The organism is Streptosporangium sp. OZ121, assembly GCF_051918885.1.
In the GTDB taxonomy this organism is placed as follows: domain Bacteria; phylum Actinomycetota; class Actinomycetes; order Streptosporangiales; family Streptosporangiaceae; genus Streptosporangium.
The window spans coordinates 255,531-281,627 of the sequence record NZ_JBPXMC010000001.1 but is presented as its reverse complement, the minus strand read 5'-3'; the positions used below and the strand labels follow the sequence as shown (position 1 = coordinate 281,627).

At 67.7% G+C, this 26,097-nt stretch carries 27 protein-coding genes; 15 read left to right on the top strand and 12 right to left on the bottom strand.

Annotated features, from left to right (window positions below):
* Positions 1 to 165: 165 nt before the first annotated feature.
* From ACTOQ1_RS01300 to ACTOQ1_RS01280, 5 genes are all read left to right on the top strand, one after another.
* Entirely contained in the window at positions 166 to 2,553 is a 2,388-nt protein-coding gene (locus ACTOQ1_RS01300) for a hypothetical protein (RefSeq protein ID WP_440063775.1), read from the top strand.
* A 1-nt stretch (position 2,554) separates the two neighbouring features.
* Positions 2,555 to 3,424, top strand: a complete 870-nt coding sequence (locus ACTOQ1_RS01295; protein WP_440063773.1) for a hypothetical protein — start codon at positions 2,555 to 2,557, stop codon at positions 3,422 to 3,424.
* 952 nt (positions 3,425 to 4,376) lie between these two features.
* The gene (locus ACTOQ1_RS01290) at positions 4,377 to 7,118 is read left to right on the top strand and encodes a hypothetical protein (RefSeq protein WP_440063771.1); all 2,742 of its coding nucleotides are present in this window, start codon (positions 4,377 to 4,379) and stop codon (positions 7,116 to 7,118) included.
* 12 nt (positions 7,119 to 7,130) lie between these two features.
* A complete protein-coding gene (locus tag ACTOQ1_RS01285) occupies positions 7,131 to 7,586 on the top strand; it encodes a hypothetical protein (protein ID WP_440063769.1) in 456 nt (151 codons plus the stop codon).
* Complete coding sequence (locus ACTOQ1_RS01280; RefSeq protein WP_440063767.1) at positions 7,586 to 7,735, top strand: hypothetical protein; 150 nt, start codon at positions 7,586 to 7,588, stop codon at positions 7,733 to 7,735. Before ACTOQ1_RS01285 ends, ACTOQ1_RS01280 begins: the two co-directional genes overlap by 1 nt.
* Here the strand turns inward: ACTOQ1_RS01280 and ACTOQ1_RS01275 are convergent.
* Entirely contained in the window at positions 7,724 to 7,873 is a 150-nt protein-coding gene (locus ACTOQ1_RS01275) for a hypothetical protein (RefSeq protein WP_440063766.1), read from the bottom strand. The two genes, ACTOQ1_RS01280 and ACTOQ1_RS01275, sit on opposite strands and share 12 nt — an antisense overlap.
* Positions 7,874 to 7,880: 7 nt before the next feature.
* On the opposite strand from ACTOQ1_RS01275, the gene ACTOQ1_RS01270 reads away from it, so the two are divergent.
* The 7 genes from ACTOQ1_RS01270 (at position 7,881) to ACTOQ1_RS01240 (ending at position 14,337) form a co-directional block, all read left to right on the top strand.
* The gene (locus ACTOQ1_RS01270; protein WP_440063765.1) at positions 7,881 to 10,682 is read left to right on the top strand and encodes a hypothetical protein; all 2,802 of its coding nucleotides are present in this window, start codon (positions 7,881 to 7,883) and stop codon (positions 10,680 to 10,682) included.
* Between the two features lie 16 nt (positions 10,683 to 10,698).
* Positions 10,699 to 11,367, top strand: coding sequence for a hypothetical protein (locus tag ACTOQ1_RS01265; protein ID WP_440063763.1), 669 nt, complete (start codon positions 10,699 to 10,701; stop codon positions 11,365 to 11,367).
* Complete coding sequence (locus ACTOQ1_RS01260) at positions 11,364 to 11,705, top strand: hypothetical protein (RefSeq protein ID WP_440063762.1); 342 nt, start codon at positions 11,364 to 11,366, stop codon at positions 11,703 to 11,705. Before ACTOQ1_RS01265 ends, ACTOQ1_RS01260 begins: the two co-directional genes overlap by 4 nt.
* A 40-nt stretch (positions 11,706 to 11,745) precedes the next feature.
* Positions 11,746 to 12,126, top strand: a complete 381-nt coding sequence (locus ACTOQ1_RS01255; RefSeq protein WP_440063761.1) for a hypothetical protein — start codon at positions 11,746 to 11,748, stop codon at positions 12,124 to 12,126.
* Entirely contained in the window at positions 12,123 to 13,103 is a 981-nt protein-coding gene (locus ACTOQ1_RS01250) for a peptidoglycan recognition protein family protein (protein ID WP_440063760.1), read from the top strand. The genes ACTOQ1_RS01255 and ACTOQ1_RS01250 overlap by 4 nt, the downstream gene beginning before the upstream one ends.
* Positions 13,104 to 13,191: 88 nt before the next feature.
* Complete coding sequence (locus tag ACTOQ1_RS01245) at positions 13,192 to 13,446, top strand: hypothetical protein (RefSeq protein WP_440063759.1); 255 nt, start codon at positions 13,192 to 13,194, stop codon at positions 13,444 to 13,446.
* Between the two features lie 597 nt (positions 13,447 to 14,043).
* Complete coding sequence (locus tag ACTOQ1_RS01240) at positions 14,044 to 14,337, top strand: hypothetical protein (protein ID WP_440063758.1); 294 nt, start codon at positions 14,044 to 14,046, stop codon at positions 14,335 to 14,337.
* A 63-nt stretch (positions 14,338 to 14,400) separates the two neighbouring features.
* On the opposite strand, the gene ACTOQ1_RS01235 is transcribed toward ACTOQ1_RS01240, so the two are convergent.
* From ACTOQ1_RS01235 to ACTOQ1_RS01185, 11 genes are all read right to left on the bottom strand, one after another.
* On the bottom strand, positions 14,401 to 15,555 hold the full coding sequence (locus ACTOQ1_RS01235) for an RtcB family protein (RefSeq protein ID WP_440063757.1): 1,155 nt from the start codon (positions 15,553 to 15,555) through the stop codon (positions 14,401 to 14,403).
* 98 nt (positions 15,556 to 15,653) lie between these two features.
* Complete coding sequence (locus ACTOQ1_RS01230; RefSeq protein WP_440063755.1) at positions 15,654 to 16,280, bottom strand: 3'-5' exonuclease; 627 nt, start codon at positions 16,278 to 16,280, stop codon at positions 15,654 to 15,656.
* A gap of 20 nt (positions 16,281 to 16,300) precedes the next feature.
* On the bottom strand, positions 16,301 to 17,557 hold the full coding sequence (locus ACTOQ1_RS01225) for a hypothetical protein (RefSeq protein WP_440063754.1): 1,257 nt from the start codon (positions 17,555 to 17,557) through the stop codon (positions 16,301 to 16,303).
* The gene (locus ACTOQ1_RS01220) at positions 17,554 to 18,030 is read right to left on the bottom strand and encodes a nucleoside-diphosphate kinase (protein WP_440063753.1); all 477 of its coding nucleotides are present in this window, start codon (positions 18,028 to 18,030) and stop codon (positions 17,554 to 17,556) included. Before ACTOQ1_RS01220 ends, ACTOQ1_RS01225 begins: the two co-directional genes overlap by 4 nt.
* Before the next feature lie 29 nt (positions 18,031 to 18,059).
* On the bottom strand, positions 18,060 to 19,073 hold the full coding sequence (locus ACTOQ1_RS01215) for a thymidylate synthase (protein ID WP_440063752.1): 1,014 nt from the start codon (positions 19,071 to 19,073) through the stop codon (positions 18,060 to 18,062).
* Positions 19,074 to 19,307: 234 nt separating this feature from the next.
* Positions 19,308 to 19,460: a hypothetical protein gene (locus ACTOQ1_RS01210; protein WP_440063751.1), complete on the bottom strand. Its 153-nt coding sequence runs from the start codon at positions 19,458 to 19,460 to the stop codon at positions 19,308 to 19,310.
* Between the two features lie 65 nt (positions 19,461 to 19,525).
* Entirely contained in the window at positions 19,526 to 20,134 is a 609-nt protein-coding gene (locus ACTOQ1_RS01205) for a hypothetical protein (RefSeq protein ID WP_440063749.1), read from the bottom strand.
* Complete coding sequence (locus ACTOQ1_RS01200) at positions 20,131 to 20,313, bottom strand: hypothetical protein (protein ID WP_440063748.1); 183 nt, start codon at positions 20,311 to 20,313, stop codon at positions 20,131 to 20,133. Before ACTOQ1_RS01200 ends, ACTOQ1_RS01205 begins: the two co-directional genes overlap by 4 nt.
* Positions 20,313 to 20,618, bottom strand: coding sequence for a hypothetical protein (locus ACTOQ1_RS01195; protein ID WP_440063746.1), 306 nt, complete (start codon positions 20,616 to 20,618; stop codon positions 20,313 to 20,315). The genes ACTOQ1_RS01200 and ACTOQ1_RS01195 overlap by 1 nt, the downstream gene beginning before the upstream one ends.
* A 405-nt stretch (positions 20,619 to 21,023) precedes the next feature.
* Positions 21,024 to 22,259, bottom strand: coding sequence for a helix-turn-helix domain-containing protein (locus tag ACTOQ1_RS01190; protein WP_440063745.1), 1,236 nt, complete (start codon positions 22,257 to 22,259; stop codon positions 21,024 to 21,026).
* A 183-nt stretch (positions 22,260 to 22,442) separates the two neighbouring features.
* Positions 22,443 to 23,135, bottom strand: a complete 693-nt coding sequence (locus tag ACTOQ1_RS01185) for a GntR family transcriptional regulator (protein ID WP_440063744.1) — start codon at positions 23,133 to 23,135, stop codon at positions 22,443 to 22,445.
* A gap of 273 nt (positions 23,136 to 23,408) precedes the next feature.
* Between ACTOQ1_RS01185 and ACTOQ1_RS01180 the strand changes: the two genes are divergently transcribed.
* Genes ACTOQ1_RS01180 through ACTOQ1_RS01170 form a run of 3 tightly spaced genes read left to right on the top strand, consistent with a single transcriptional unit; the run spans position 23,409 to position 25,866 of the window.
* Entirely contained in the window at positions 23,409 to 23,819 is a 411-nt protein-coding gene (locus ACTOQ1_RS01180) for a hypothetical protein (protein WP_440063743.1), read from the top strand.
* Positions 23,819 to 25,462: a hypothetical protein gene (locus ACTOQ1_RS01175; RefSeq protein WP_440063742.1), complete on the top strand. Its 1,644-nt coding sequence runs from the start codon at positions 23,819 to 23,821 to the stop codon at positions 25,460 to 25,462. The genes ACTOQ1_RS01180 and ACTOQ1_RS01175 overlap by 1 nt, the downstream gene beginning before the upstream one ends.
* On the top strand, positions 25,459 to 25,866 hold the full coding sequence (locus ACTOQ1_RS01170; protein ID WP_440063740.1) for an SsgA family sporulation/cell division regulator: 408 nt from the start codon (positions 25,459 to 25,461) through the stop codon (positions 25,864 to 25,866). Before ACTOQ1_RS01175 ends, ACTOQ1_RS01170 begins: the two co-directional genes overlap by 4 nt.
* The last annotated feature ends 231 nt before the right edge of the window (positions 25,867 to 26,097 follow it).

Below are 26,097 nucleotides of genomic sequence, written 5' to 3'. Positions count from 1 at the left end.
CGATCTCCACACCGAGTACGGCGTCGACCTCGGCGAGCCCGGCCTGCTTCGGAGCAGGTCGTGGCGGTGGCTGCGCACCCGCTTGTTCGGGCTGCTCCTCGCTGACACTCGCATCGCCCGTGCTCTGACCCCTGACGACGGCAAGCGGGAGCGGGGTGGGAGAGCGTGGCGCTGAACGTCGGCGAGATTTTCGCCACGATCGACGTGAGAGACCGCGCGACGTCCGTCCTCCGGCGGATCTTCGGCGCCTTCAAGGAGCACGCGGGTAAGTTCGCCGGCCAGGCCGCTTCCATCTCCCAGTCCACGAGCGCCATGGGCGCGGGCTTCGTCACGAGCGCCATGCAGGCGTCCGTGATGGCCGGAGGGATGGCGGCCTCCGCGCAGAGCGCGATCGCGTTCACGGCGGCGCTGGCGCCCGCCGCAGGCATCGTAGCCGCGCTACCTGCGGCGTTCCTGCTGGCCAGGGCGGCGTTCCTGACGCTCACGGTCGCCCTGGGCGGGGTGAGCGAGGCCTTCAAGGCGGCGCTCGGGGACGACCCGGCCAAGTTCGAGGAGGCCATCGCAGGGCTTTCACCGGCCGCGCAGGCCGCCGCGCGGGACGTCCACGCGCTGAAGCCCGCCGTCGACGGGCTGAAGTCCTCGGTTCAGGACGCCTTTTTTGCCCCGCTGACGGGGCAGATCACCGCGACCGCAGCCGCCCTGATGGGCCCGCTGCAGTCGGGCATGTCGGGCGCGGCCGGACAGTTCGGTCGCCTCGGCGGCGAGGTCCTGAAGTTCGGGCAGAGCTCGGCGGCCGTCAACCTGGTCACCGGCGTCTTCCGGACGCTGACCGACACCGTCGGCGGGCTGGAGTCCGGGACGCTGCAGCGGCTGATGCAGGCCGTCGCGCGCTTCGTCTCCTCGACGCTTCCGGCCTTCTCCGGACTGGGCGACGGCGTCAACAGCCTGACCCAGCGGTTCACCGCCTGGCTGAACGCGGCGACGGAAGCCGGGAAGCCGCTGGTCTGGGTCCAGAACGCCCTTGCGGTCTTCATGGCCCTGGGGTCGCTTCTGGTCGACGTCGGCGGGATTGCCAGGTCGGTCTTCGGCGCGATGGAGACCTCCGGAGGCGGGGCGCTCGGCGTTGTCGGGCAGCTCGCCAGCGAGGTCAACGCCTTCCTGAAGACCGCTGAAGGCCAGCAGATGCTCGTCTCGATCTTCACGAGTCTTCAGCAGGTCGGCGGCGCGCTGTTCCCGATCTTTACGGCGCTCGCGGCCTCGCTTGCCCTGGTCGCACCGCACGCCGCGAAGATCGCGACGGCGCTCGGCCCTGGCATCGCCTCGACGGTGTCCGCGCTCGGGGTGGCGCTGGCCACGACCGGACCGAGCCTGACTGCCTTCGCGGCGGCGCTGTCCCTGGCGCTCGCCGATCCGGCCGTTCAGGAAGGGCTGCTTGCGCTCGGCCTGGGCTTCACCAACACGCTCACCACGATCACACCGCTGGTGCCCGTCGTCCTGCAGCTCGTCGCGGCGCTGGCTCAGATGGCGCCGGTTCTGCTGCCGCTGGCCGCGCTCGTCGTGACTGGCATGAAGATCAGCGGAATCGTCACCGCGATCATCAGCGCTGCCGGAGCGTTCGGACTGCTGGCCCCGGCGGCGACGACCGCCGCCACCGCGACGACGGCGGCCAGCGGCGGCATGGTGGCTTCCACGCTCACCGCCGCCGGCTCCATGGTCGCGTCGGCGGGTCGGGTCGTCGGGGGCTGGCTGCTGATGGGCGCTCAGGCCATGGCGCAGGCCGCGCGGATGGCCGCGGCTTGGCTGATCGCGATGGGCCCGGTGGGATGGGCCATCGCTGCGGTGGTCGCTGTGGTCGCGGCGATTGTCCTGAACTGGGACAAGATCAAAGCTGCGACCGCCGCCGCGTGGACATGGGTTCAGACCAAGATCAACGAAGCCGTCACCAAGATCAAGAGCATCCTGGCCTGGTTCGGAGAGCTGGGAGCCAGCTTCGACCGGTGGGTTGGAGCCGCCAAGGAGGCGGCGGTCCGCAAGTTCACCGAAATGGTCGTTTGGGTCGTAACCCTCCCATCTCGGATCAAAGCGGCTCTTGGCAACCTCGGCACGCTGCTGACCACTGCGGGCCGTGATCTGCTGACAGGTCTATGGCAGGGCGTGCAGGCGGCCGGCGCGTGGCTGAAGCAGCAACTCCTGGGCTTCTTCCGCAACATCATGCCCGACTGGGTGCGCGAAGCCCTGGGCATCGCGTCGCCGTCGAAGGTCTTCGCGGCGATCGGCCGGATGCTGCCCGCTGGTATGGCGGTCGGCATTCAGCAGGCGTCCGGCCTGGTCATGTCGTCGCTGGAGAAGCTGACCACGATGGTCAGCAAGACGACCATGCCCGACATGGTGGTGCCCGGCGTCAACGTCCCGGACGGCCTCGCGGGCGGCGCGGGCGGTCAGGCGTCGGCGCGGACGGTCATCCACATGACGAACTACTACCCGCAGGCTGAACCGACGTCCGTGTCGGTCAACCGCGGGCTCCAGTACACCGGCGCCCTGGGAGTGATCTGACGTGCCGACCTACACGCTCGACGGGGTAGCTCTCGACCACCCGAAGGGCTGTTGGAAGCTGAAGAAGGGCACCCAGCGCAGGCCTCTGCCCGGCATCCGGTCCGTCCACGTGACGATGCCGGGCCGGGCGGGGGAAATTCCGCTCGTCGGCCTGGACCACGACGCCACCACGCTCGGCCTGACGTTCGGGCTGACCGGCGCGACTCCGGCCGGCGCCGATGGTGGACACGAGCAGCTGGAACGCAACCTCGAAGCGCTGTCTGCCTTGGTCGGTGTGCGGCACAGGCTGATGTCGCTGAAGTACCAGGCCGGGGGCATTGTCCGCGTCGCCGACGTGGCGTTCGATTCGTCGTCGGATCCCGACGTCAACGTGGGCGCGGCCCGCGCCCGCCTGAGCGTCATCATGCGGGTTCCGGGCGTGTACTGGCGGGACGAGATCGAGAGCACGTGGGAGGGGTCGCCGAACGCCGCGTCTCAGGTTGTGACGCCTGTGGCCGAGTCCACGGGGCCGATCACCGACGCGGTGATCCGGTGGACCGGGCCGGCGGTCAACCCGCGCCTTACCGACGTCGCGACCGGCGGCAGCATCACCCGCCCGGGTGGTCTGCTGGCCGGCCAGCGGCTGCTGGTCGACTGCGCGGCCATGCGCGCCGCTGTGGTGTCGACGGACACATGGGACCTGACGGCCGGTACCGACGTGACTGGTGAGATCGACGCGACCGGCCCCGGCTCCGCGTTCCGCTGGTTGCACCTGACCTCGGCTGTCGCGGTCGGTGACCCGCACTCGCGTGTCCTGCTCGTCACCAGCTCGGCGACCTCAACGACTGGGGTGTCCACGCTGGAGATCCGGGGCCGCTCGTCTTACCTCTGAATCAAAGCCCCAGGTCAGAAGGCGTTTCTTCCTGTCTCCTTCAGCTCATAGCCAATAGGGATCTTTGTGCTATCGAGCCGGATACCTCACTATAAGTTAACATTAAGGGACAGTCAGATGTAACCGTTGACTAGCCTTATCTAAAGCTCGGGGATATGAAATAATGTCACGTGGTCATCCGCACGTTGATGTAATCCGCTTTAAAGCTCGCCATTAACTTCGGCATAGCTAAAAGCTCGGCTTATCGAATACTTTAAAGACGGACACACCGGCTTGTGATATTTGCTACGCTGATACCAGCGGAAAACGACGAAGCCCCGACCTGGCGTCAACCTAAGATCGGGGCCTCGCTCTCGCTGCGGGCTCGGCTAGCTGGCTGCTAGCTGAGCCCGTTTCTTTGAAGCAGCCAGTCCAGCAGGATCAACAGCAGCTGTACAAGCAGCAGCTTCTCCGCGCCTTCCTGGTCTCCAGGGCGTTGATCGTCGCCCACGGGCTTCCCCGCTTTCTCTCTTGGGACCGTTTGCCTGTGGAGGCGACCCGGTCCGCCCAGCCGCCCCCGGGGGACTGCTGCGCCGAAAGGGGCTGGCGATCAACGAGATAAAGGCTACCAATGATTCAATCCATTTGATACGTAAAGTGCTCGATGGTTGGCGCTTACGGTTATGGGATTATAAAAAGCAGTTACTCGGGTTTTCGGTCTGTCCCATTTGAATGATCAAGACTCCCGCTGTGTCCAAAAGTGTGCATTTTCAGTGCTCATATGGTTCATAGGGGTACATGCCAAAACATCCTCGCTCATGCCGAATGGTTATGAATCAATTTCGCTTGTTTGAAAAACCCCTGTCGCAGATCGAGTGCCGTCGTCCGGAGTGAGGTTCGCCTCTTCTCGCGGATGCTGAGCTTTGCTGCCTCCTGGCCCTTACCGGCCTCGGGTTGATAGGAGGTGCGCCTCGTGTTCGATCTACGGCTTGTCGTCTACTCCCCGAACGGGTCTCGGCTTGGCGCGCTCCCGCATCCGCTGAGCGTCGAGGCCGGATGGCCACTGGACGACGTGCCGAGCCTGAAGATTTCCTACAGCTCCCACGCAGTCGGCGCGGCAATGCTCGCCCAGCCGTGCGAGGTTGCGGTGGAGTGGTCGCAAGACGGCGCCACCTGGGCCGAGGGCACCGACAGCCGGTTCATCAGGATCAAGCGCCGCGGCGATGAAGTCGACCGGACGGGCCTGGTCCGCTTCGAGTTGCCGGGCTACTCCTGGCAGCTCCGCAAGATCGTGCTTTACCCCGGTGTGGCTGCGCTGGTCGACGGCAAGCGGCCCTTCCTGTCGGCCACGCCGGGCGCGATCCTGCAGACGGCTCTCGCGGAGGCGCAGGCGCGCGGCGCGGTGCCGGGCCTCGACTGGGATTTCACCTCGACGCACGACAGTGCGGGGGAGCCCTGGGACAAGGTCCTCACGATTTACTACCAGCCGGGCACCGACGCGCTGACGCTCCTGCTGAACCTCTCTGAGCAGGGCATATGTGACTGGCGGATGCTCGGCCGTGTCCTGCAGCTCTACAACGCCGACACCGAGTTGGACCGCGACCTCGCGACCGGCCCGGGGCCGGTGGAACTCCGGTTCGGGCGCGATGTCGTCGAAGCGCCGGATGACGGCACGCTGGAGGATGCCGCCTCCTCCGTGCTCGTCGTCGGCGACAACGGATTCGTGCACACTTTCGAAAACCCGACCGCTGTGCAGCCGTGGGGGCCGTGGGAGCAGTACGCCGGACACGGCGGAGTCTCCGACATGGGCACCGCGACGCTCCTCGCACAGGCCGCCCTGGAGCGGGCCGCCGCCGAGCGGGTGCAGCGCACCCGAGGCATCACCGTGTACGGAGCGCGGTGGCTACCCTGGCGCGACTACCGGCCGGGCGACCGCGTCCGCGCGCCCGGCGAAGGCGGCGCGCTGGAAAGCCTCCGCGTCCGCCAGGTCGCGCTGTCTCGCAACGCTGACGGCGTGGTCGGCGGCTCTCTGATCCTCAACGACCGGTTCCTCGAACGCGATATCCGACTCGCCCGCCGCACCGCGGGCATCGTCGGCGGCTCCACAGCGGATGGAGGCTCCGGAGCGCGTCCCGCCCCGGACAGCCCGCGGCCTCGCACTCCGGCCGCGCCCTCAGGCCTCATCGTTGACCCGCTCGCCTACCTCGACGCGGCCGGCGTGGCTCAGGGGCAGATCACCGCCACCTGGGGCGCGGTCATCGTGGACGTGAGCGGCGTCGCCCTGGACGTCGGCGGCTACCAGCTGTTCATGCGGGTCAACGTGACGGGCGAGCCGTGGTTCCTCGTCGCGACGACGGAGGCCGACGACAACTCGGTCACGTACTCACCGCTGCTCGTCGGCACCGAGTACGCGTTCAAGGTCCGGGCGGTCAACCTCGGCGTCGTCGGCGCGTTCTCGTCGCAGGTCGCGGTGACGATTCCCGACGACACCGACCCGCCGCCCGTGCCGACCACTCCGCAGCTCACGACGAGGCTCGGCGTCGTCCACGTCACGTGGAACGGGCTGGGCGTCGGCGCGGCGCCGATGCCGCCGGACTTCCTGCGGGTGCGGGTCTGGATGCAGAACCCGCTCGCGCCCGGATGGGCCGACATCGGATACCTCGACGCGGCCGGCTCGATCCTCGTGCCGGGCCTGCCGTACGGCGCGGACCGGCAGTTCCGGTTCAGCGCGGTCGACCGCTCGGGCAACGAGTCCGCAGCGTCGACCTCGGCGACGATCGCGACGGTGCCGCTCGTCCAGGGCGACGCCGCCAACGAGTCGATCACCACGGGCGCCCTGGTGGCCAACGCCGTCACCACGGACAAGCTCGCGGCCGGCGCGGTCGACGCGGGGAACATCAAGGCGAACGCCGTCACCGCCGACAAGCTCGCGGCCGTGCTCACCTTGTCGACGCGGCTGGTGGCCGGTGACCCAAGCGCGGCGCGCGTCGAGCTCAACAGCTCGGGCCTGGCCGCGTACAACGCGGTCGGCGTGCAGACGGCCAGCATCTCGGCGGTCACCGGCGCGGTGTCGATCGTCGGTCAGTTCGCCTCCGGGGTGACGGGCGCCCGGGTGGTGGTCAACCCCGCGGGGGCGACCTCGCCTGAGATTCGGTTCATCCCCGGCTCCGGCGTGAACGCCTCACGGATCTACAGCGACGGGTCGCTGTACACGGGCGAAGCGACACTGATCATGGAGTCGGGCACGAACCTGGCCAACACCGCGATGTGCCGCCTGATCCACGCGGCCGGTTTCTGGCGGGTCGCGATTCACGACCCGGTGACGCAGAACCAGCGCGGCGGCTACGTGATCGCGGATGAGACTCAGGCGCATGTCGGCTGGCTTCACCCGACCCTCGGCACGCAGAACTTCCTGTTCTCCCAGTCGGGGACGCTGCATCGCGGCACGTGGCAGATCGGCGGCGTGAGCGCCGGACTGATCATGCTCGACGTGACGATCACGGGAAACGGCACCTACCACGTGGTCAATTACGGCTTCACGCTGCTGACCACCCCGAGCTGCGTGTGGTCAGCGCAGCGCGGCAGCGGCGCGTCAGGCAGTTCCGCGCCGACCGACATGTACGTCTACACGCGTTCGCAGAGCGCCATCACGTTCCGGAGCCCGAGCGCTCCCGCCTCCACCGTCACGTTCTCGGTGTGGGCCTGGCGTACCTGAAAGGAGCCGCTCGTGCCGGACCAGTGGAAGGTCACAGGGGTGATCGAGACGGCCGACAACAGCGGTCGCATCCCAGCGTGGGAGGTCACGCTCACCCGCCTTTCGGATGACGTGTCTCTGGTGATGTTCCTGCCGCAGGTCGCCATCGAGAACGCCGCGGTGACGTACGGGCTGCAGTCCACCGACGAGGCGATCAGCGTGATTCTCCACCAGACGGTGCTGCCGCTGTACGAGTCGGAGGCGGTCGAGGCGAATCCGTGGCAGGTCAGCGCCGAGCAGGCCCGCGCCCAGGTGGTCGAGCGGATCGAGCACTGCCAGCGCGAGCACGCGACCGTCGAGATGGCGGCGCCGGCCCGCCGCGCGGCGGGCCGCAGCGCGCCGGACGCGCTGACTCCGCTGCGCGAGCACGTGCGAATCGATCCGGTGCGGTGCGCGGCGCTGCGCCTCGAAGCGATGAGGGGGTCTTGATGCAGGACATGGCTGTGGATCCGAACCGGGTCATCGCGGCGCTACGGCGCCGCGTCGACGAGCTGACGTATGAGGTCGTGGTCCTGTCGGCGGCCTTCGACCAGCAGCAGGAGCGCCTGAACCAGGCGGAGGGCAGGTCAGCGGGCTGAATCGGGGAAAACGAGGTGTCGCACGAGGTCCCCGACCGTGCTGCTGTCCTTCGCCCAGACCGTGCCCGGCTCGATGTAGCCGACCTCGACAGCTCCCGCTTCCGCAAGCAGGGCGGGCTGGCTTTCGTCGCTGTTCATGCCCCTCATGACACCACAGAACCGAGGGGAAGCAGTGCAGATAATTACGCCAGGTGGCCCGCAGCGGTATGCGTTGCGGCTGGCCGTTTACACCCCGAATGGTCCCCGTCTTGGTGTGCTTCCGCACCCGCTGGGGTTCGAGGTCGGGTTCCCTCTCGATGACGTCTCCTCGCTGAAGCTGTCCTACTCGGCGCACGCCCTGGGCGCGGGCCTGCTCGCGCAGCCGTGCGAGGTCGCCGTGGAGTACTCGACGGGCGGCGCGTGGGTGGAGCCCCCGGACGGCCGGTTCCTTCGCATCCGGCGCAACACCGACCACACCGACCGGACGGGCGTCTCCTCCTACAACTGCCCCGGCTGGTCCTGGCAGCTCCGCAAGGTCGTGCTCTACCCGCACGCGGAGATGATCGAGGGCAAGCGCCAGTTCAGCGGCGTCAGCGCGGGCGCGATCCTGAGGACCTTCATCGACGAGGGCCAGGCGCGCGGAGCCGTGCCGGGCCTGAGCGTCGACTTCGACGACGAAACCGACTCGGCCGGCCAGCCGTGGGACAAGGTGCTGACGCTCGCGCTGGAGCCGGGCGTCCCGCTGCTGACGATGCTGCTGAACCTCGCGGACCAGGGCATCCTCAACTGGCGGATGCTCGGCCGCGTCCTGCAGGTGTTCACCGAGGGCACGGAACTGGGCCGTGACCTCGCGGCCGGTGCGGCTCCGGTGGATCTGAGGCTCGGCCGCGACGTCGACCAGGCCCCGGACGACGCGACCTTGGAGGACGCGGCGAGCTCCATCCTCATCGTGGGTGAGGCTGGGCTGAACGTGGAGGTCACCAACCCGGCCGCGACGGTCCCGTGGGGCCGGTGGGAGACCCACCAGACTCAGGGCGGAGTGTCGGACACCGTCACGATGACGGTCCTCGGGCAGTCCGCTCTGGAGCGCGCTGCGCGGGAGCGCGTGCAGCTCACGCGGGGCATCATCCCGCATCTGGCCCGGTGGCTTCCGTTCGCCGACTACGGGCCGGGTGACGTCGTGCTTGCCCCCGGCGACGGCGCGGTCATGGCCCCGTTGCGTATCCGGCAGATCACTCTGTCGGTCGGCAAAGACGGCGATGTCGCGGGCAACTTGGTCCTCAACGACCGGTTCCTCGAACGAGACATCAGGCTGGCTCGACAGGCCGCGGGCATCCTCGCGGGCGGCGTGGGCTCCGGCGGGTCCGGCGCCGAGCCGGCCCCGGACTCCAGCGGCCGGGTTCCGGCGGCCCCGACCGGTCTCATCGTCGATCCGGTCGCGTACCTGGACGCGGCGGGCTACGCGCAGGGCCTCGCCACGGTGACGTGGTTACCGGTCATCGGCGACGTCAACGGCGTCGCGCTCAGCGTCGACGGCTACGAGGTCTACGCCCGCCGCAACCTGGAGGGCGAGCTGTGGTTCCTGGTCGCGCAGACCGCCTCCGGCGACACCACGGCGGCGGTCTCGCCGCTGGTCGTGGGCTGGGAGTACGGCCTGAAGGTCCGCGCCACCAACGACGGCGTGAAGGGCGTCTTCTCTTCGGTCACGGTGGCGCTGATCCCCGACGACGCGACTCCGCCGCCGGTGCCGAGCGCACCGCAGCTGTCCACCCGCCTGGGCGTGATCCACGTCGGATGGGACGGCCTGGGCGAAGACGCGGAGCCGATGCCTGCGGACTTCGACCGGACGAGCGTGTGGATGCAAGACCCGCTCGCGCCAGGGGCGACCGTCGTTGGGCACCTCGACGCGGCTGGGTCGTTGGTGATCCCCGGCCAGCCGTACGGGGCGGACCGGGAAATCTGGCTGACCAGTATCGACCGGTCCGGTAACCAGTCTGCGGAGTCCGAGCACGAGGTCATCGCCACGGCGGCCCTGGTCGACACGGACCTGATCGGCGAGGTCATCAACGGTGCCGAGCACATCATCTCGGGGTCGATCCCGGCGGATGCGAAGATCACGGCGGGCTCGATCACGAGCGCGTTGATCCAGGCGCTCGCGATCCAGGCCGGGCACATCCAGGCCAACGCCATCGAGGCCGACAAGATCGCCGCGGGTGCGATCGTGGCCGGGCACCTCGCGGCGAACGCGGTCACGGCTGGCTCGATCGCGGCGAACGCGATCACGGCGGCCAAGATCGCCGCCGACGCCATCACCGGTAAGACGATCACCGGCTCCGTGGTGCGCTCGGCCGCGACCGGCCAGCGGTTCATCCTCGACAGCGCCACGCTTGACCTGCGGTTCTACCCAGCCAGCGGCACCAACTACTCGCGCCTGTACGCGGTCGACGGCCTATACCCGGGCGAAACGACCACTTTCATCACGTCGGGCACCAACCAGTTCAACTCTGCCCGCGCTGAATTCCAGGTCGCGGCCGGTTTGATCAGGTTGCGCATCCGCGACAGCTCCGGTTCCGGCGACAACGGCGGCGGAATCGATATCGCGGAAGGTTACGGCCAGTACGGCTATAACGACGGCAGTACTTCCACCGAAACCTACATTCACACCAACGCGACCGGCCGTTTCTACATTCGCGGACGCGTCTGGGATATGGCTCAAGTGGAATCGTACGACGCCGTCAATGCCGGATCGGTGACCATCCCGTCCGGCAACAGCGGAGCGACATACACCTACGGCACGACGATGGCCTCCAACATGGGGCCCGTCAGCACGGTTCGCGACGGCGCATCTAACGCGAATTTCAACTGGTGCCTTGATGCGTCCAGCCAGACCGGATTCTCGCTCGAATGGTCACAGGGCGGCGGCGTGTATTCCGGAAAAGCCATCTATTGGTGGGCGCACCGCCACTGACCTGGGGGGAAGTCACATGGCAGAAATCTGGACGGTATGGGATGCCGAGCTTTCCTACACCGAGACCAGTCTCACACAGTCGGGCGGTGAGCGTCCCGAGCAGCGCGCTGCGCCGGACGGCGCCGAGCCGCTGTGGGGCGTTTATCGTGTGAAGCCGAACAATGAAACGCACATGCACATATTTCCTCATTCGACGTTCGAATGGAGAGCTGCCGAATACGGGATTGATCCCGATGACCTGGAAACGCTGCTCGATGTAATCCTGCATGAGCCGTGGATTCCGAGCCTGGACGACCCTTTCCTGTGGGAAAACCCGGACGCGGTGAAAGTCGCGGAAGCCATGCATGGTCTACCGACGTGCTGGACGCCGGGCGTACCCGACGCCGTGCGGCTGGAAGCGCACCTCACGCGGATCAACGCCGTCAAGGAGCACCGGGTGCGGCTGGAGCCGGAGAAGCAGCAGACCCGCCAGGAGGCGCTGGCCTTCGTCGGCGCGACCGCCCGCGCCGCAGCTGATCCGCTGGAGCCGATCAAGTCGCTGACGCGGCTTGATCCCCTGCGGGTCAAGAGCCGCAGCCTGGCGGTTGCCCGGTACCGCGAAAGCCTCCTGCGGACAGCTCGGCCGACGTTCGACTCGAAGCCGGCGGCAACGTTCGTCGGCAGGCAGAGGGAGCGCGCCGCATGAGTGAGTCGCCCTCCAGCGACCTGGCCCTTGCCCTGGCCAAGCTGTCGGAGATCACAGCCGTTGGCCTGGCCGAGATCAAGGGCCAGCTGGCGCTGCTCGTGCAGCGGGCCGACCACGCTGACCAGCTGCGGGCCGACCTCGCGCGGCGCGTCGACGAGGACCGCGCCGCCTCCGAGGCTCGCGACCTGGCGATGGAGGCCCGGCTCGACATCGTCGAGCGCGACGCCGTCACCCGTCAGCAGCTCGCCGACCGGACCCGGCAGATCATCGCGATCGTCGGCCTGATGGTGACCCTCGCGGGCGTGATCATCGCGCTGATCAGCCTGACCAGAGGCTGACCTTTCCCCTTTTCCCTCTCACCCCGGAAGGCGGTGACCCATGCCTGCTGTCGGCGTGGACTTCGACGGCGTGATTCATCAGTACGGCCAGGGCTGGCACGACGGGACGATCTACGACGACCCGGTGCCCGGCGCGTTCGACGCGCTGCGCTACCTCATGCAGCGGCACGCGGTGTTCATCTTCACCGCCCGCGACCCGATACAGGTCGCCGTGTGGATACAGGCCCGCAGCACCATTCCCGTCCAGGTCGACAACGAGGACATGCCCACCCCGCACGGTGAGAGCCACTTCTGGACGCAGCGCGGCGTGCTGCTCGTGACCCGTCGCAAGATCCCGGCCATCGCCTACATCGACGACAGAGGCATCCGGTTCGAGTCCTGGGATCAGGCCCTCACCGACCTGAAGGAGGTAGCACGATGACGCTGGACCTCGTCAGCCGCAGGAGCTGGGGCGCCCGCGAGCCGCGCGGCTCCTACGACCGGCTCACCTCCACCAAGGGCGTCAAGATCCATTACACCGGGGGCCACGTGGACCCGGTGACCCTGGCGGACCACGGCCAGTGCGTGGCGGCCGTGCGCGGCATCCAGGGCGGCCACATGAACGGCAACGGGTGGATGGACGTCGGCTACTCGTTGCTGGTGTGTAGCCACCGGAAGGTGTTCGTCGGCCGGGGCCTGCACCGCATCCCCGCGGCGAACGGCCCTGGGCTCAACAGCGGTCACTACGCCGTGCTCGGCCTGGTCGGCACCTCGGGCGTGACGGAGCCGCCGGACGCGATGCTGCACGGCATCCGCGACGCGATCGAGTACCTCAGGGACGAGGGCGGCGCGGGCTCGGAGATCAAGGGGCACCGCGACGGCTATGCGACCAGCTGCCCCGGCGGGCCGTTGTACGCGTGGGTGAAGCGCGGCGCGCCTCGCCCTGTCGGAAGCGGTTCCGCTTCCAACCCCATCATCAAGGAGGACGACGTGCCCGAGATTGTTTCCCTCGGCGCTGGCCGGGACCAGACCGTTCCGGCCGGCGGCGTGCTCGCGGTGCGCTGGCACACCGAGTTCGTCGACGACGTGAAGGGCCACGGGGCGGACGGCGCTGCCGTGCTCGCCCCTGGTTCCCGCTGGGCCCTCTGCGACGCCCTGGTGAAGCTCCGTGGCCTTCCCCCCGGCGCCGAGGTCGACGTCGCGTGGTCCCGGTACGACCGGGACGGCAAGACGTTCGAGGACGACGCGTGGGCTCTGACGTACACCGCTGACCCGGCGGGCCGCGTCGAGGCTTCGGTGGGCGGTCAGTTCGCTCTCGACACCTCCAACCAGCTGCGGCTGCGGATCCTCAACCCGGGCCCGAACGAGGTCACCGTCGAGAAGGTGACCATGGCCAAGATCGCCATGTTCAAGCGGTAGCCCGAACCCTTTCCAATCTGGAAGTAGTTCCCCCTGACCAGCCCATTCGCGGCTGGTTTTCGCATTTCTGGACCCCTTAGGAGGGGACATGCACGGCGAACCTGTCACCGAGAGCGTGCCGATCGAGCGGAAGGTCACCGCCGCCAGCGCGGGCTCGTACCTGAGCCTGCTCGCGGGCCTGACCGTCCTGCAGGCCGTCCAGGCCGACCTTGACCTGATCGCGTGGCTGCCGGACGCGCTGGAGACCCTGCTCATCCCGCTGCTGCCCGGTCTCGCCTCGTACCTGGCGGGCTTCAAGGCCCGGCACACCGCGCGGCCGGACCTGCCGCTCGATCAGCGGTAGGATCATGATCGTCTCGCGCCCGGAGCGACCCTCCAGGAGCCCCGCGAGAATGCGCTCGTCGTGAGGCGGCGCTCCATACGGCCGGACCCGGGATAAACCGGCCGTAGCTGGACTTCAAGAAGCCCCCGCCCGTCTCTTCGGAGACGGGCGGGGTCTTCTTCTTGTTAGCCACGCAAAAATGCCCTGCTCCTCATGAAGGAGGAGCAGGGCATTTGTTATTTGCTTGTAGGGCCCACGATTCCAGTTACCTTGCCAAGCACGACAATCGATAGGCCCCGCCCTCAACTGGAGTTCTTCCGGTTGAACTACTTAACTATGCCACATTGTGGCGACATGTCCAATCTCTGCCGTCAAATTCCGTCCCGTTCTGAGTAGATCTTTTTTTAGAAATACGCCACGCCGCTACTAGCAGAAATTTTACTATGCCTGGGGCTTGCCTTAACTATCACATTTGGCATGAAAGGGTACGCTCTGGAAACCAACAAAAAATTCGGGTGGCCCATCGAGTTTGCCAAGCACGACAGCCGCCCAACCACCCTCTCGGGGTTCGTTCAGGCTCTCCTGGGTGGACTCTCTTAGCCCCTCAGGGAGCTTGGGATGTTGAACAGGGACCCTTTCCGTCGTGACCCGGCAGAACGATCCGCTCAGAACATGCCTGAAGGGGCAGCTGCTACTGGCCCGCCCCATAGGGGCGGTCCTCCCGCTATCTACGACGGCTGCGGTTTGCTCGTGATCGCCATTCTGCTTACGGACAAGGTCGACGCGGAAAAGATCATCACCACGATGGGGCCGACGATGCTGATCAGCTCAGTGGGCTTCGTGCTCTTGTCGTTCGCGGCTGTGCTCTGGGTTACCCTTCAAATCATCAAGCACCTCGTATCGCGAGAATAACTCGAACTGCAGCGGCCTCCGTGCATCTTTTAAAGATTCACAGAGGCCCGCTCTTCGTCGTTGTCAGCCCTTGTAGTTGAAGATCTGCCGTAGCGTGTGCTGCACGGTGACGAGGTCCTTCTGGTCGGCCATCACCTGGTCGATCGACTTGTACGCCAGCGGGTGCTCGTCGACCAGGGCGCCCGCGCGGTCAGCGTTCCACGTCCGGTCGCCCATCGCCTCGGTCAGTGACTCGGCCGACAGCTCCCGCCGGGCCTGGCTGCGCGACATTCGGCGGCCGGCCCCATGCGATGACGAGTTGTAGGAGGAGGCGTTGCCCAGGCCCGTCACGATGTACGAGCGGGTGCCCATCGAGCCGGGGATGACCCCCTCGTCGCCCGCCGCGGCCTTGATGGCGCCCTTCCGGGTGATCCACAGGCTCTTGCCGTAGTGGTTCTCGCGCTGCGTGAAGTTGTGGTGAGCGTTGATCGTCCGTACGGCCTCGCCCTGGCCGACGACCTCGAACAGCGACGCCACCAGGACCTCGGCCATACGGGCGCGGGACGCCAGCGCGTACCGCTGGGCCCACAGCATGTCTTCGAGGTACGCGCCGAACTCCGGGGTGCCCTGCACGAGGTAGGCCAGGTCCGGGTCTTCGAGGGTGATGAAGTAGCGCCGCATCAGCTTCTTGGCCTCGCCGATGTGCTTGGTGGCCAGCTGGTTGCCGATGCCGCGGGATCCGGAGTGCAGCACCGTCCACACGCGGTCGCGCTCGTCCAGGCACACCTCGACGAAGTGGTTACCGGACCCGAGGGTGCCGAACTGGGCGAGTGTCGTGGTCTCCTGCTTGCCGGTGAGCGCGGTGTGGGGGAGGCCCACCGCGTGGAGCTCGGCGTCGATGCGCGGGTCAGCGTGGCCCTGGCCGACGCCGGCCGGGATCCGCTTCTCCACCAGCGGCATCAGCGGGGCCAGCGTGTCGGGCAGGTCCGCCGCGGTGAGGGTCGTCTCGGTGGCCACCATCCCGCAGCCGATATCGACGCCGACCGCTGACGGGATGATCGCGCCCTCGGTCGGGATGACGGAGCCGACCGTGGCGCCCATACCCACGTGCGCGTCGGCCATCAGCGCGACGTGACTCGGAACGAACGGCATGCGGGCGGCGCGAGCGGCCTGCTCGATGGTGCCGGACTCGATGTCGGAAGCCCACGACAGAAGACCCGGTGCTACCTGCTGCGGCATGAGGGGGCCGCCTTCCTGCTCGGTGATCTCGGCAGGCTACGACCGGCCACCGTTAGCCGCCACTGGCCCGAATTTCCCTGGGGCCTTTCCGTACGAGATCAAAACAGCGGCACGGGGTGTTCGCCGTCGTCGCCGAGCGGTGAGCCAGCGACGTCTCGAAGCCCGGCGACGGTGAGAGCGCCACCGCCAGGCAGATCACCGAGGAGTTTGCCGAGCAGGAGGCCAGCGCCAGCGGCGTCCCACAGGGCACGGTGGGGTTGTCCGCCGACGAGCTTGGTCACCTCGTCGGTCAGCTGGTAGCGGTCAAGAAGCGCGGTGAGGCTTCGCTTGCCCTCATGGACGCGTCTGGCGAGTTTCAGTGTGTCGATCAGGGCGGCCGGGCGGATGCCGGGGCAGCGCAGCGACAGCAGCCGCCAATCCACGTGCACGTTGTGGCCGACGATGTACGCCCCGTCCAGGAGGGCCGTCAGCTCCGGGGTGATGTGCTCCAGCGAAGGGGCGGAGGCGAGGACATCGTTGGTGAGGCCGGGCGGGGACCAGGGGCGGCGCGGGATGTGCCGCCCCGGGTTCACGATCGAGTCGTAGGCGCCCTGTACGTCCGGGCGCCCACCAGGCAGCGGAACTGCCCCGACTTCCAAGATCGCCTCATCTTCGCGGTCCTGGCTGCCGGTGCCCTCCAGGTCAAAGGCGACCAGGCGCGCAGCAGTCCATGGCTGGTTGTGCATGGTGCGTCTCTCCTGGTGGGTCAGTCGTCGTCGTAGCGGGCCGCGGCGATGAGCCGGTCTCGTGCCTCGTCGAGCTGCCGCTGCTCGTCAGGGCTCAGTACGTACCCTTGCAGAGCGCGGCCATGAGCGGCGTGGACATGCGGGTGAGCGACCTCCCACACCTGGTAGCCCAGCTCGTGCTGGAGGGCGTAGCGGCGCTGCTCACCCAGAGCGTGGGTGAGGACGTGGCCGTCCTCGACGAGGAACGGCGCGTCGATGTCGTAGCCGAAGGACTCCAGCGCGGCCCGGAACTCCTCCTCACTCGGCGCTTCCAGCGCTGCCCGGCACCGCCGGACCTGCTCCTCAGGGCAGATGTCGCAGATCTCCGGCACGCCCAGGTGCCCGTTGTAGTCGGCGACCTGCCACCCGTAGGTGACGCCACACGACGTCTTCCGGAACAGCGGGGTGGTGATACCCGAGGTGCGCCACGCCTGCACGACCTTCGCGTCCAGCTCGCCGGGCAGGACCTTGCGCCGCTGGAAGTCGTCTTCGTAGGGCACCTCCACTCCCAGCTCACGCAGGTAGGTGGCGTTTTCCTCCTTGTGGTAGTAGCCGGTGAACACGACCGCGTCCACGTGCCGGCCGACGTCCAGCACACCGGCCATGGTGTCGGCGTCGTCGTTCCAGCCGGGCACGATCGGCCGCCAGTACAAGATGACCTTCGTCCGCCGACGCAGGCGGGCCGCGGTGATGATGGAGTCCACCGTCGTGGTCGTCTTCGCGATCGGCTCGACCCGGGCGTCTCGGATCCCGGAGTAGGTGAACAGCAGCGTCACCCGCACGTTCCTGAGTGACTCCAGGACGTCCATGTCGGCCGCGGTGACGTGGAAGCGGGTGATGATGAGCACCAGATTGGTGAAGCCGCGCCGGTCCAGCTCCTCCAGCACGGCGAACGTGTGCGGCTTCACACCGGGCAGCATCGGGTCGGTCGCCTTGTTGAACAGCTGCAACGGCGTGGTGTGCGGCCGGAACGCCTCGTGTCCGACGAGCATCTCCACCGCCGCGGGGGTCGTGACGAGAAGCTGGGGGATCTTCACCTCGAAGTTCCCCCAGAAGTGGCGGACGCAGTACCCGCAGTCCAGCGGGCATCCGACGATGTGGTTCAGCGACAGTCCGGACTTGCGGTTGGTGATGATCTGAGCCATGTACGGGTCGAGGCCGGCCTGCTGTTTCGCAGGCATGACGCGAAGCGTCTTCGGGCCGATGGTCGGGGAGATGGACACGGGCTCTGCGGTCATCGTCGCTCCTGGGGGCGAAGAAGGTGATGGTGGTGGGGCCCGAACCACACCGCGAACTCCCGGGCGGCGCCGTGGGCGTCGTCGCTGGTGTGGACCAGGTTGTCGATGAACCTCCCTTCAGCGGCGGCGGCGGCGGTGGAGTCGATGCCGTAGTGGCCGCGGATCGTGTCGGGGGCGGCTTGGGCGGGGGCGTAGTGGCCCAGCAGTGCCCGGACCCGCTGCGGGGTGTCGTCGCTGTCACCTCGGCCGAGGGCGACCGTCACGGTGGCGCCGACGTAGTTGCGGCGCAGCTCGGCCACGACGTCGAACGGGAACCGGCCGCCGATTTCGATCATGTCGGCGTAGTGGGTGAGGATCTGCTGCTCGGTCACCGTGACCTGGCGGACGGCGGTGATCTCCACCTCACGGCCGATCCACGCCAGGATCGGCTCGACCAGGTTGCGGCGGGTCGCGTCGGGCTTGCACAGGATCACGGCCCATCGGCCCCACCCGCCCGCCGGCGTCACGGTGCGTCGGCCGTGGTGCGGTTGCGCCACCGGTGGGTGACCAGCCACCGGTATCCCGGGTCCAGGGCGTCGAGGATGTCGGGGGTGACGGGCCGGTCGGTGTGCTTGATCTGCCGGTGAGCCTCGAAGACCAGGAGGACCTGCTGCCAGTAGGGCGGCAGCCCGGTGGCTTCGATGGTGGCCGGGGTGTGGTGGACGGTGTTGGTTCGCAGCGCCTCCTCCTGCTCCAGCACTGTAAGCACCTCCCACCAGGAGGAGGGGGAGGGCATCATCGGCGGGGCGAAGACCGGCCGCTGGTAGCCGTCCTGGTGAGCCTCGGCCAGCAGGCGCCGCACCGCCTTGTAGTCGGGTTCGTTGACGTGCATCGACCCGACGTGATGGGTGTAGTGCCCGACCTGCACGCCCAGGAGGATGGCGGCGAACTCCTGCAGGAAGGTGAAGGCGTAGACGTCGGACACCATCCCCATGTAGGCGTCGTTGCCGCGCATGTAGGACGTCAGGTGCAGGCGGTTCTCACGCAGCAGGAACTGGGCGGCGATCGTGCACGACACGTCCGGGTTGGCCGGGTCGGCCAGCTCGTCGGGGCGGAAGAACCCCAGCACGGCCCGTTTGCTGTCGGGATCTTTGTGTAGCAGGTCCAGGACCCGATCCCACTGGGTGTGTCCGTCTCCGCCAGGGGTGAACAGGGCGCGGCCGTAGGCAGTGCCGGTGAGCGTTTGCCCGTCCGCCGAGTAGGTGCCCATCCCCGGCGCGTAGTAGCCGATCATGTCGAGGTCACATCGGCCGGACAGGTACCACAGGGCCTCGGCGAGGTTGTAGGCGATGTTCACCGGCCGGCGGGTGAGGAACGGCAGCCGGTCTCTGGGGTCGGTGATCCGATATGACACGTTCAGCAGTTCAGCGGAGGTGTTGCCTCGGGTGGCGATGCTGTGCTCGGGGCGGTTGGTGGTCGCGTCCAGCACAGCGATGTACGCGTCGTGGAAGGTGGGGAAGGTCGCGATGTCGAGCATGAGCATTCACCTCGATCATTTCTAACCCTCACTTTTCGTGCGGGTAGGCGGGCCGCCGCGTCTTCACGCGGCGCTTCGGCGTGGTGCCCCCTGGCTGCTCCCTCCCCTCGCCCGGGTGTGGCATAGAGGGATGGTGACGTGGGGTTCACCTACAGCCAGGGGGTGTTGTGCCCCGGTAGGGCGGCGGTCGGGCGAAGACCGTCCTCGGGGAAGGCTGGCCCTACCGGGAGCCTGTTACTGGGGCCGCTTGCGTCGAGTCGTGGTGAACAGCACGGCCAGGACCACCGCGTACAGCGCGATCCCCCCGGCGAGGACGGGCTTGGATACCGAGTCCGGAGAGGCCACCGTCCATCCGGCGAGAGCCAAGGTGAGGACGATGAAGAGCACGTTTCCGATGGTTTTAAGGCGCAACGGTGTCTCCGTAGGTGAATGGGAGGTCGAGCAGGAGGGGTTCAGCCCGCCAGGTGCGGCGCGGGCTGGAGGTCGTCGAGGCACACAAGAAGCTGGGTGGCCAAAGCCCGCCCGAGGCGGTCGTCGGACAGCGTCAGCTCGACCCCTTCCGCGAGGGGGAGAGCCAGCCCCCCAACGGGCACGTACAGGTTCGCCAGGACGCCGTAGGGCTTGTAACTGCCCACGGTGTAGGTGACCGCGGCCTTGCGAAGGTGGGGGCACTGCTCGATCGCTTCGGGGATGCAGTCCCGGCAGGTGGGTGGAGCGTTGGTGTATCCCTGGTCTGCTGACTTGCCGTCGTCGGAGAGCAGCCACGACCACCGCCCGGACTCCTGATCGCGTGCCGGCCTAGTGCATATTTGGCAGAGCCCGAGGTCGATGTACTGCCACTGACGGCGGGTGTGGACCTTGGGGAAGATGGGTCGGCCCCGCCGGTTCGTCTTCTGGCGAGCCCGCAGGACCCCATGGCCCCAGTCGCCTGGGCGAGGGCGTGCATGCCGCAGGCGCGGCCCGGTGGGGTGATTCACGAAGATGACGTGCTGCGGTAGGGCTTCGCCTTCGTGTGCGACGACGGCCGGGGCTCGAAGCTGCGTCGGTGCGGCGCCGGTCACTGCGGCTTCCTCTCCGGCCAGATCGTCCACCTGACCCGTGCGGCCAGGCACCCCAGCTCAAGGTCTCGGAACGTCGATTCGGTCACGTCAGCAGGGGCGCCCTCGGGGCTGCCCTTGCGTCGCGCCTCGAAAGTGCCGTCCGGGTTCTCTGTGACGTTGAACTCTGCTATCTCCGGCATCACGCCGCCTCTTTCGGCAGCGCCGTGAGAATCAGATCCACCACCGCGTGCGGCTGGTCGGCGTTCACCAGCTGGGCCGTGACGCCCACCGAAGGCAGGGAAACCACGTAGCAGTTGGAGCGGGTCCCCACGGTCACGGTCGCCACCTCCCAGCCCTCACGGCTGTGAGCGACAAGCTCGGGGGTGCGTCGCGTTCGCTGGGCCGGCGGCCACGGCACGCCGTCGTGAGCTATCTTCAGGGCGATCGTGTGGATGGCGAAGGTGTGAATTTCCTTCGCTTTCAGCAGTCGCTGCACGACGGCCAACGCCCTGTCGTGTCTCTCCGCCGTTGCGTCGCTGCACTCCTCGGGCGCCGTTTCCGGTGCATTCGCGGCGGACTTAGGGGAGCACGCAGTTTTGTTAGCCACTATGAGCCTCCAGCAATTTCCGTAACCCTTCAGGGTCGGAATGACGGAGCACATTTTCCTCATTTGCGGCATTGCTGTGCCGGGCACACCAATCGCCGTGACCGCCTTCTGGCGTGAAGTCCCGCCAAATGAGGTATTCGGGAAATTCAGCCTGCAGTATCTCGGCTGCGCTGGGCCCGAATATTAGGGTGGTGCGCTCGTCATCCACGAAGCCCAAAGTACGGAGAGAGGCCAGCGTGGTACAGCCACGGAGCGCCGTAGTTCGTCGGCGCCCCGCAATGAAGTACTACGTAGCGTGGTACCTCAGTCGGTCATGCCAAAGAAGTCAACGAGGGCTCTCTGGTCGGTGTTCAGCTTCCTTTTTGCCGTGCTGACGAGTTCTCTCGTCGCGTCGCGCCCGAGCTGCTGATAGCGCAGCCACTCCGGCGCCTCTTTTCTCAGCTTGGTCATGATCTCTGTTGCGCGAGACACATCACCAATTCGGGCGTTTGCGCGGGCCGCGTCCAGTAGTGCCCGGTTCCATGTGCTGGAGTCCGTCTTGCCGACTCCCTTCGGCAAAGCCTCGTGTAAGGCGACTGCCTTCCTGTGCTCACCCTCGATCATCGCGTTTTCCGTCTTGATGAGAGCCGCTGTCAGCGGGCCGAAGGACCGGCCGGCGCTCCGCTTGTGTTCGCGCCCCATCCGGGCACCGGCCATACCGGCCAGATTGGCGTACTCCTCTGCCTCGACCGGCTGGTTGTTGCGTATGGCGGCAGCCGAGGCCCGCGCCAGCAGCCATCCCCACGCTTCCAGCTCCTCCGGGGTGGCTCGACGCATGCCGGGTTCGATCATGTCGGCCGCGTGCAGGCACAGGTCCATGACCTCACGGAAACGCCCTTGCCGCATCATCGCCCATGCCTGGACGCTGATGGCGGCCCCGGCGAGCTGCATGTCGCCGATGGCCAGGGCATCGCGCTGAGCGCTCTGGATGGCGATCAGGGCCAGGTCGTGGGCGCGTACCTGGATGAGGTAGCGCGCCGCGAGGTTGGAGGCGTCGGAGCGGAGTCGCAGCGCGGCTGGCTGGGTGGGGTCGCCGTCCAGGCTGGTGACGTGGTGCCGGGCGGAGAGAATGAGCGACGGCAGGAGTGTGGCCAATTCGTCGTATCGGTTGCTGTGGTAGATCGCCCCGAGGGCGGACACGGCGGTTTCGAGTCGGGATAGAGAGATTTCGTCGGAGTCGGCGGTGCCGTACATCGGTTGACCGGCCAGATCCATTGCTGGGGCGATCGCTGCGCGGATGGGGGCCAGGACCATTTCGTTGGGCCCGTCGAGCATTGGCTCAGGGGGGCCGGGTTGCGCGAATGTCACGGTAACTACGCCCAGGGCAACCGCGAGGGCGTGATAGGTCTCCATGCGAGCAGTGCCGCCCTGTTCGATTTTCCGAACCACCGCGAGGCTGAGGTTGCTGGCGTGGGCCAGGTCCTCCTGTGTGAAGCCGCGGCTCATCCGAAGAGTGCGAATCTTATGGCCCAGATCGGCATACATGATAGCGTCGGCCATGGCCCTGTACCTCCTGAAGACTAGACATCCTCAGGCTAGACGTACAGGGCCTATTTTTGTCCAGGATTAGCCGCAAGTTATGCAGGGAAACAGCAGCATGCGGCGGCGGCTCAGCCGAGAGATAACGAATCGGGTCAAATCGGATTCGGTAAACGGACGGCCGTAAATAGGGCTTTGGCCTACTTATGCGGGCGGCGTCAGCGGCAGATCTTCTTCGAGAAGCTGGACCCGCAGCGGATTCGCGACGCACCGCTGCAGCGCGGTCCGGCGGCCGGCCTCGTCGCGCAGGACCCGCTCGACGGCCAGCACCCACGAGCCTTGGGACAGTTTCAGCTGGGCGGCTTCCTCTGTGCTGGCGATTTTCGCGCTGGTGCGCTGCCAGACGACAGCGACCGGGGGGGTTTCGTCGAAGGTCTCGTAGAGCCAGTACGTCTCTTCCAGGAGCACGGGCTGGTCAGCGATCGTGGCGCGCCGGGTGCGGTAGACGACGGTGTCGCTCGCGGCGATGTTCAGGGCGTGAGCGATGTCCGGCTCGGCGGGTTCTGGTCGAACCCCGGTGAGCACCACGAGGCCGTCGACGCCTGCGCGTCGGCAGGCCGCCTCCCAGAGGCCGAAGTCGTCGGCGGGGGAGATGCGCAGGGAGAGGTCCACGATGGCGGGCACCTCTTGGACGATCATGCCCCGGTTGGCGACGCGCCGGACGAGCTGTTCGTCCTTCAGGATCTCCATTGCCTTGGTGAAGGTCCCCTGACCCACTCCGCCGTATTGGGCGCGGAGGAGTTCGCTGTGGGGGAGTGGTTCGCCGGGAGGGTAGAAGCCGCTGCGGATCTTCTCGCGGAGATCGTCCGCGATCTCTTCGTAGCGCTTGCCAGGCACAGCGGCGTGCTCCTCTCGGGAAGACCTGATGCTAGTACGTGAAGATCAGCGGTTCTACCTGGGGTGTTGACAGGTGGCGTGCCGCTGCTGCACCATATCACCGCACCCCCTGTTATGATAAAAACAGGAGCTGATGATCCTTAAGGGATCGGTCTTCGCGCCAACGAAGAACCGCACCTACAACTACAAACGCAGCGGGCCCCGCCGGAGCGCCAACTCCGAACGAGGCCCTTGCACACAAGGTCTGCCCTCGCGAAAGGACAAACAGACCCGATGTACAGCCACATGGTGGCAGCGCGCCTGCGTGCTGTCACATCCAGTCCTGTCCTTATCGCCAAGCGCCTGCAGGAGCTCGACAAGATCGTGCTCACCCCGGCGGCGCTGTGCGTCCGCTCGTCCACGCCGGACGACTGGTACCCCATCACGAAGCTCGCGGACCGCTACGCGGCGGCTGCCGCCATCCAGTGCGAAGGCTGCCCTTTCACCTTCAGCGGCGACCTCGGGGGCGACCTCGGGCCGTGCCTGGAGCGGACGCTCCTCATGGAGCACGGCCGGCCGCGCCACCAGGTCGACGGCATCGCGGCGGGCACCACCCCGGAGGAGCGGATCGCGATCCGCTCGGCGGCGCCCGAGCCGGCCGAAGGTGTCGAGCTGGTCGAAGACGCCGAAGCGGTGGCGGCCTGATGTTCACGATCACGAGCCCGGAGCGCGAGCGCCGCCGCCTGCAGGCGGAGCAGGCGCGCATCGCCCGCGAGCAGCTGCGCGACCAGGCGCGGCTCGACAAGCAGCAGCGCCACGACGACGCCAAGGCCGAGCGTGAGCGCGCGGCCGAGCTGCGCGCCGAGCAGAAGAAGCGGCGGGGCCGGTCCCGCACCGAGCAGGACCGCAAGGACAGCGAGGACCGGTGGAAGCTCATCGGTGCCCGGTGGGCCGCGCGCGCGCAAGTCCTCGGCCGCCTGGCGGTCATGTCCGTCACCAACCTGGGCGTCAACCTCGTCGCTGTCGGCGGGCAGTACATGGTGTTCATCGCGCTCGGCGTACCGGCGTGGGCCGCGGCCACCGGCGCCGCGATCGTCGAGTCCGTCGCCGTCTACGTCTCCTGGCACGCGCACGTCGCGCTGCGAGAGGGGGATGCGGCGTGGGGCCTGCGCATGAGGTCGTACCTGATCGGTGCGGCAGCTGCCTGGCTGAGCTACACGCACGTGCCGGAGACGCCGGAGCTGTTCGCCGCCTGCTCGCTCATCTCCCCGTGGCTGTGGGCGATGCACTCGCGGCACCTGCACCGCCAAGACCTGCGCGAGGCCGGCCTGATCGACCCGAGAGCGCCGAAGTTCTCCCCGCTGCGGTGGGCGCTGCACACCAAGGAGACGTTCGCGGCGTTCCGCTGGGCCGTGGGCGAGGGCGTGCAGTCGCCTCAGGTCGCGGTGTCGGTGGTGCGAGAGCGCCGCGCCGTCCGCATGACGTGGGAATCGGTCGAGGACACCAAGGCGGCGGTGATCGCAGCGCAGCGCGCCACGGTCCAGCTGACCCTGACGCACATGGCCGCGCTGACGGAGGAGCTGTACGGCGCGGACCCGGACGCCGTCCAGGCGAAGGCGAACGCTGAGCGGTTCATCAACCGGGTCGGCGCCGGTCTCGTCCCGCGCTACGTCCCGCAGCTCGTCCCCGCCCTGGAGGCCGGGGACGGCGGCGGACCGTCCGCCACGAACGGCGCGGACGATCCGCACACGAAGTGGTGGATGAGGATGTTCCGCCTGCCGGGGACGGACGCGGACCAGGCGGACGAACAGGGCGCCGAGAAGGAGGCGGACGAGCAGACGGAGGACGCGGACGAGAAGCCCCGCCCGGCGGCGGACGAAGGCGCGGACGAGAAGCCCAAGCCGAAGGCGGACGAGAAGCCCGCTTCGCGCGGACGGCGAACGGGCGGACGGCGGACGAACCCGCGGACCGTCCGCGTCAGCAAGGGCGGACCGTCCACGCGGACGAGCAAGCCGTCCGCAGCTCCGGAAAGCGTGGACGACCTGATGCCGCTCGGCTTGCGCGTCGCGGACGAACTCGCGAAGAACTCCGTCCGGCTGACCCGCGACAACCTCCGCGCGGCAGTCCAGGCGACCGGACAGCCCATCTCCAACGACCGCACCGGAGCGCTGCTGAAGCGGCTCCGCGCCGAGGCCCCGTCCGCCCGGACGGGCGCGGACGAAAGCCGTCCGTCCGCGCGGACCGTCCGCGCCGCCAACGGCGGACCGTCCGCCGCTCGCATCGAGGCGCACGAGCGGATCGTCCGCGCGGACGAGACGCACACCGACACCCCCGGAGAGACGACATGAGCCCCGCCGACGCCATCAACGAGCGCAGCCTCTTCATCCAGATGTGGGACTACGGCACCAACGAGGCCGTCGACGCCTGGCTCATCTACCGGCCGGCTGACCCGCACTTCGTCCGCATCCCGATGACCGGCTCGGCGGCGGCGCTGGACGTTCCCCGCGCCGTGCTGCAGCAGGGCACGGAGCGGGAAGCGGTCTGCGCGGATCTGCTGGCCTTCCCGTCGATGGACGAGGAATGGGTGCTGTGGTCGGTCCAGGTCGGCGGCCTGCGGGGGAGGACGTTCCGCGTCTCCCGCGACCTGCTCGGTCGGCACCTGGCCGCCATGTACGAGCTGGTTCCGCTCGGCGCGGAGAACGACCGGAACGACTGGGACAACGCCCTGAAGGTCCTGCTTCAGTCGCCGTGAAATTCACTGTCCGTGACCAGATCCCGGTGGCGATTCACCTGCCCGAGACGACCGACCAGGCCCGATTCGAGGCCTCAACGCGCGGCTGTACGCGCAGCGCGCATGCGCGTAGCGCGGGCGCGCGCGAGGCCACCATAACCGATGTCACAGTCAGTAGCCAAAGCCGGGGGCGTGCTTGTCCAGAAAGTCCCGTGCTCAGCAGCGGAGAGAAGACCGCGAAACCAGGTACAG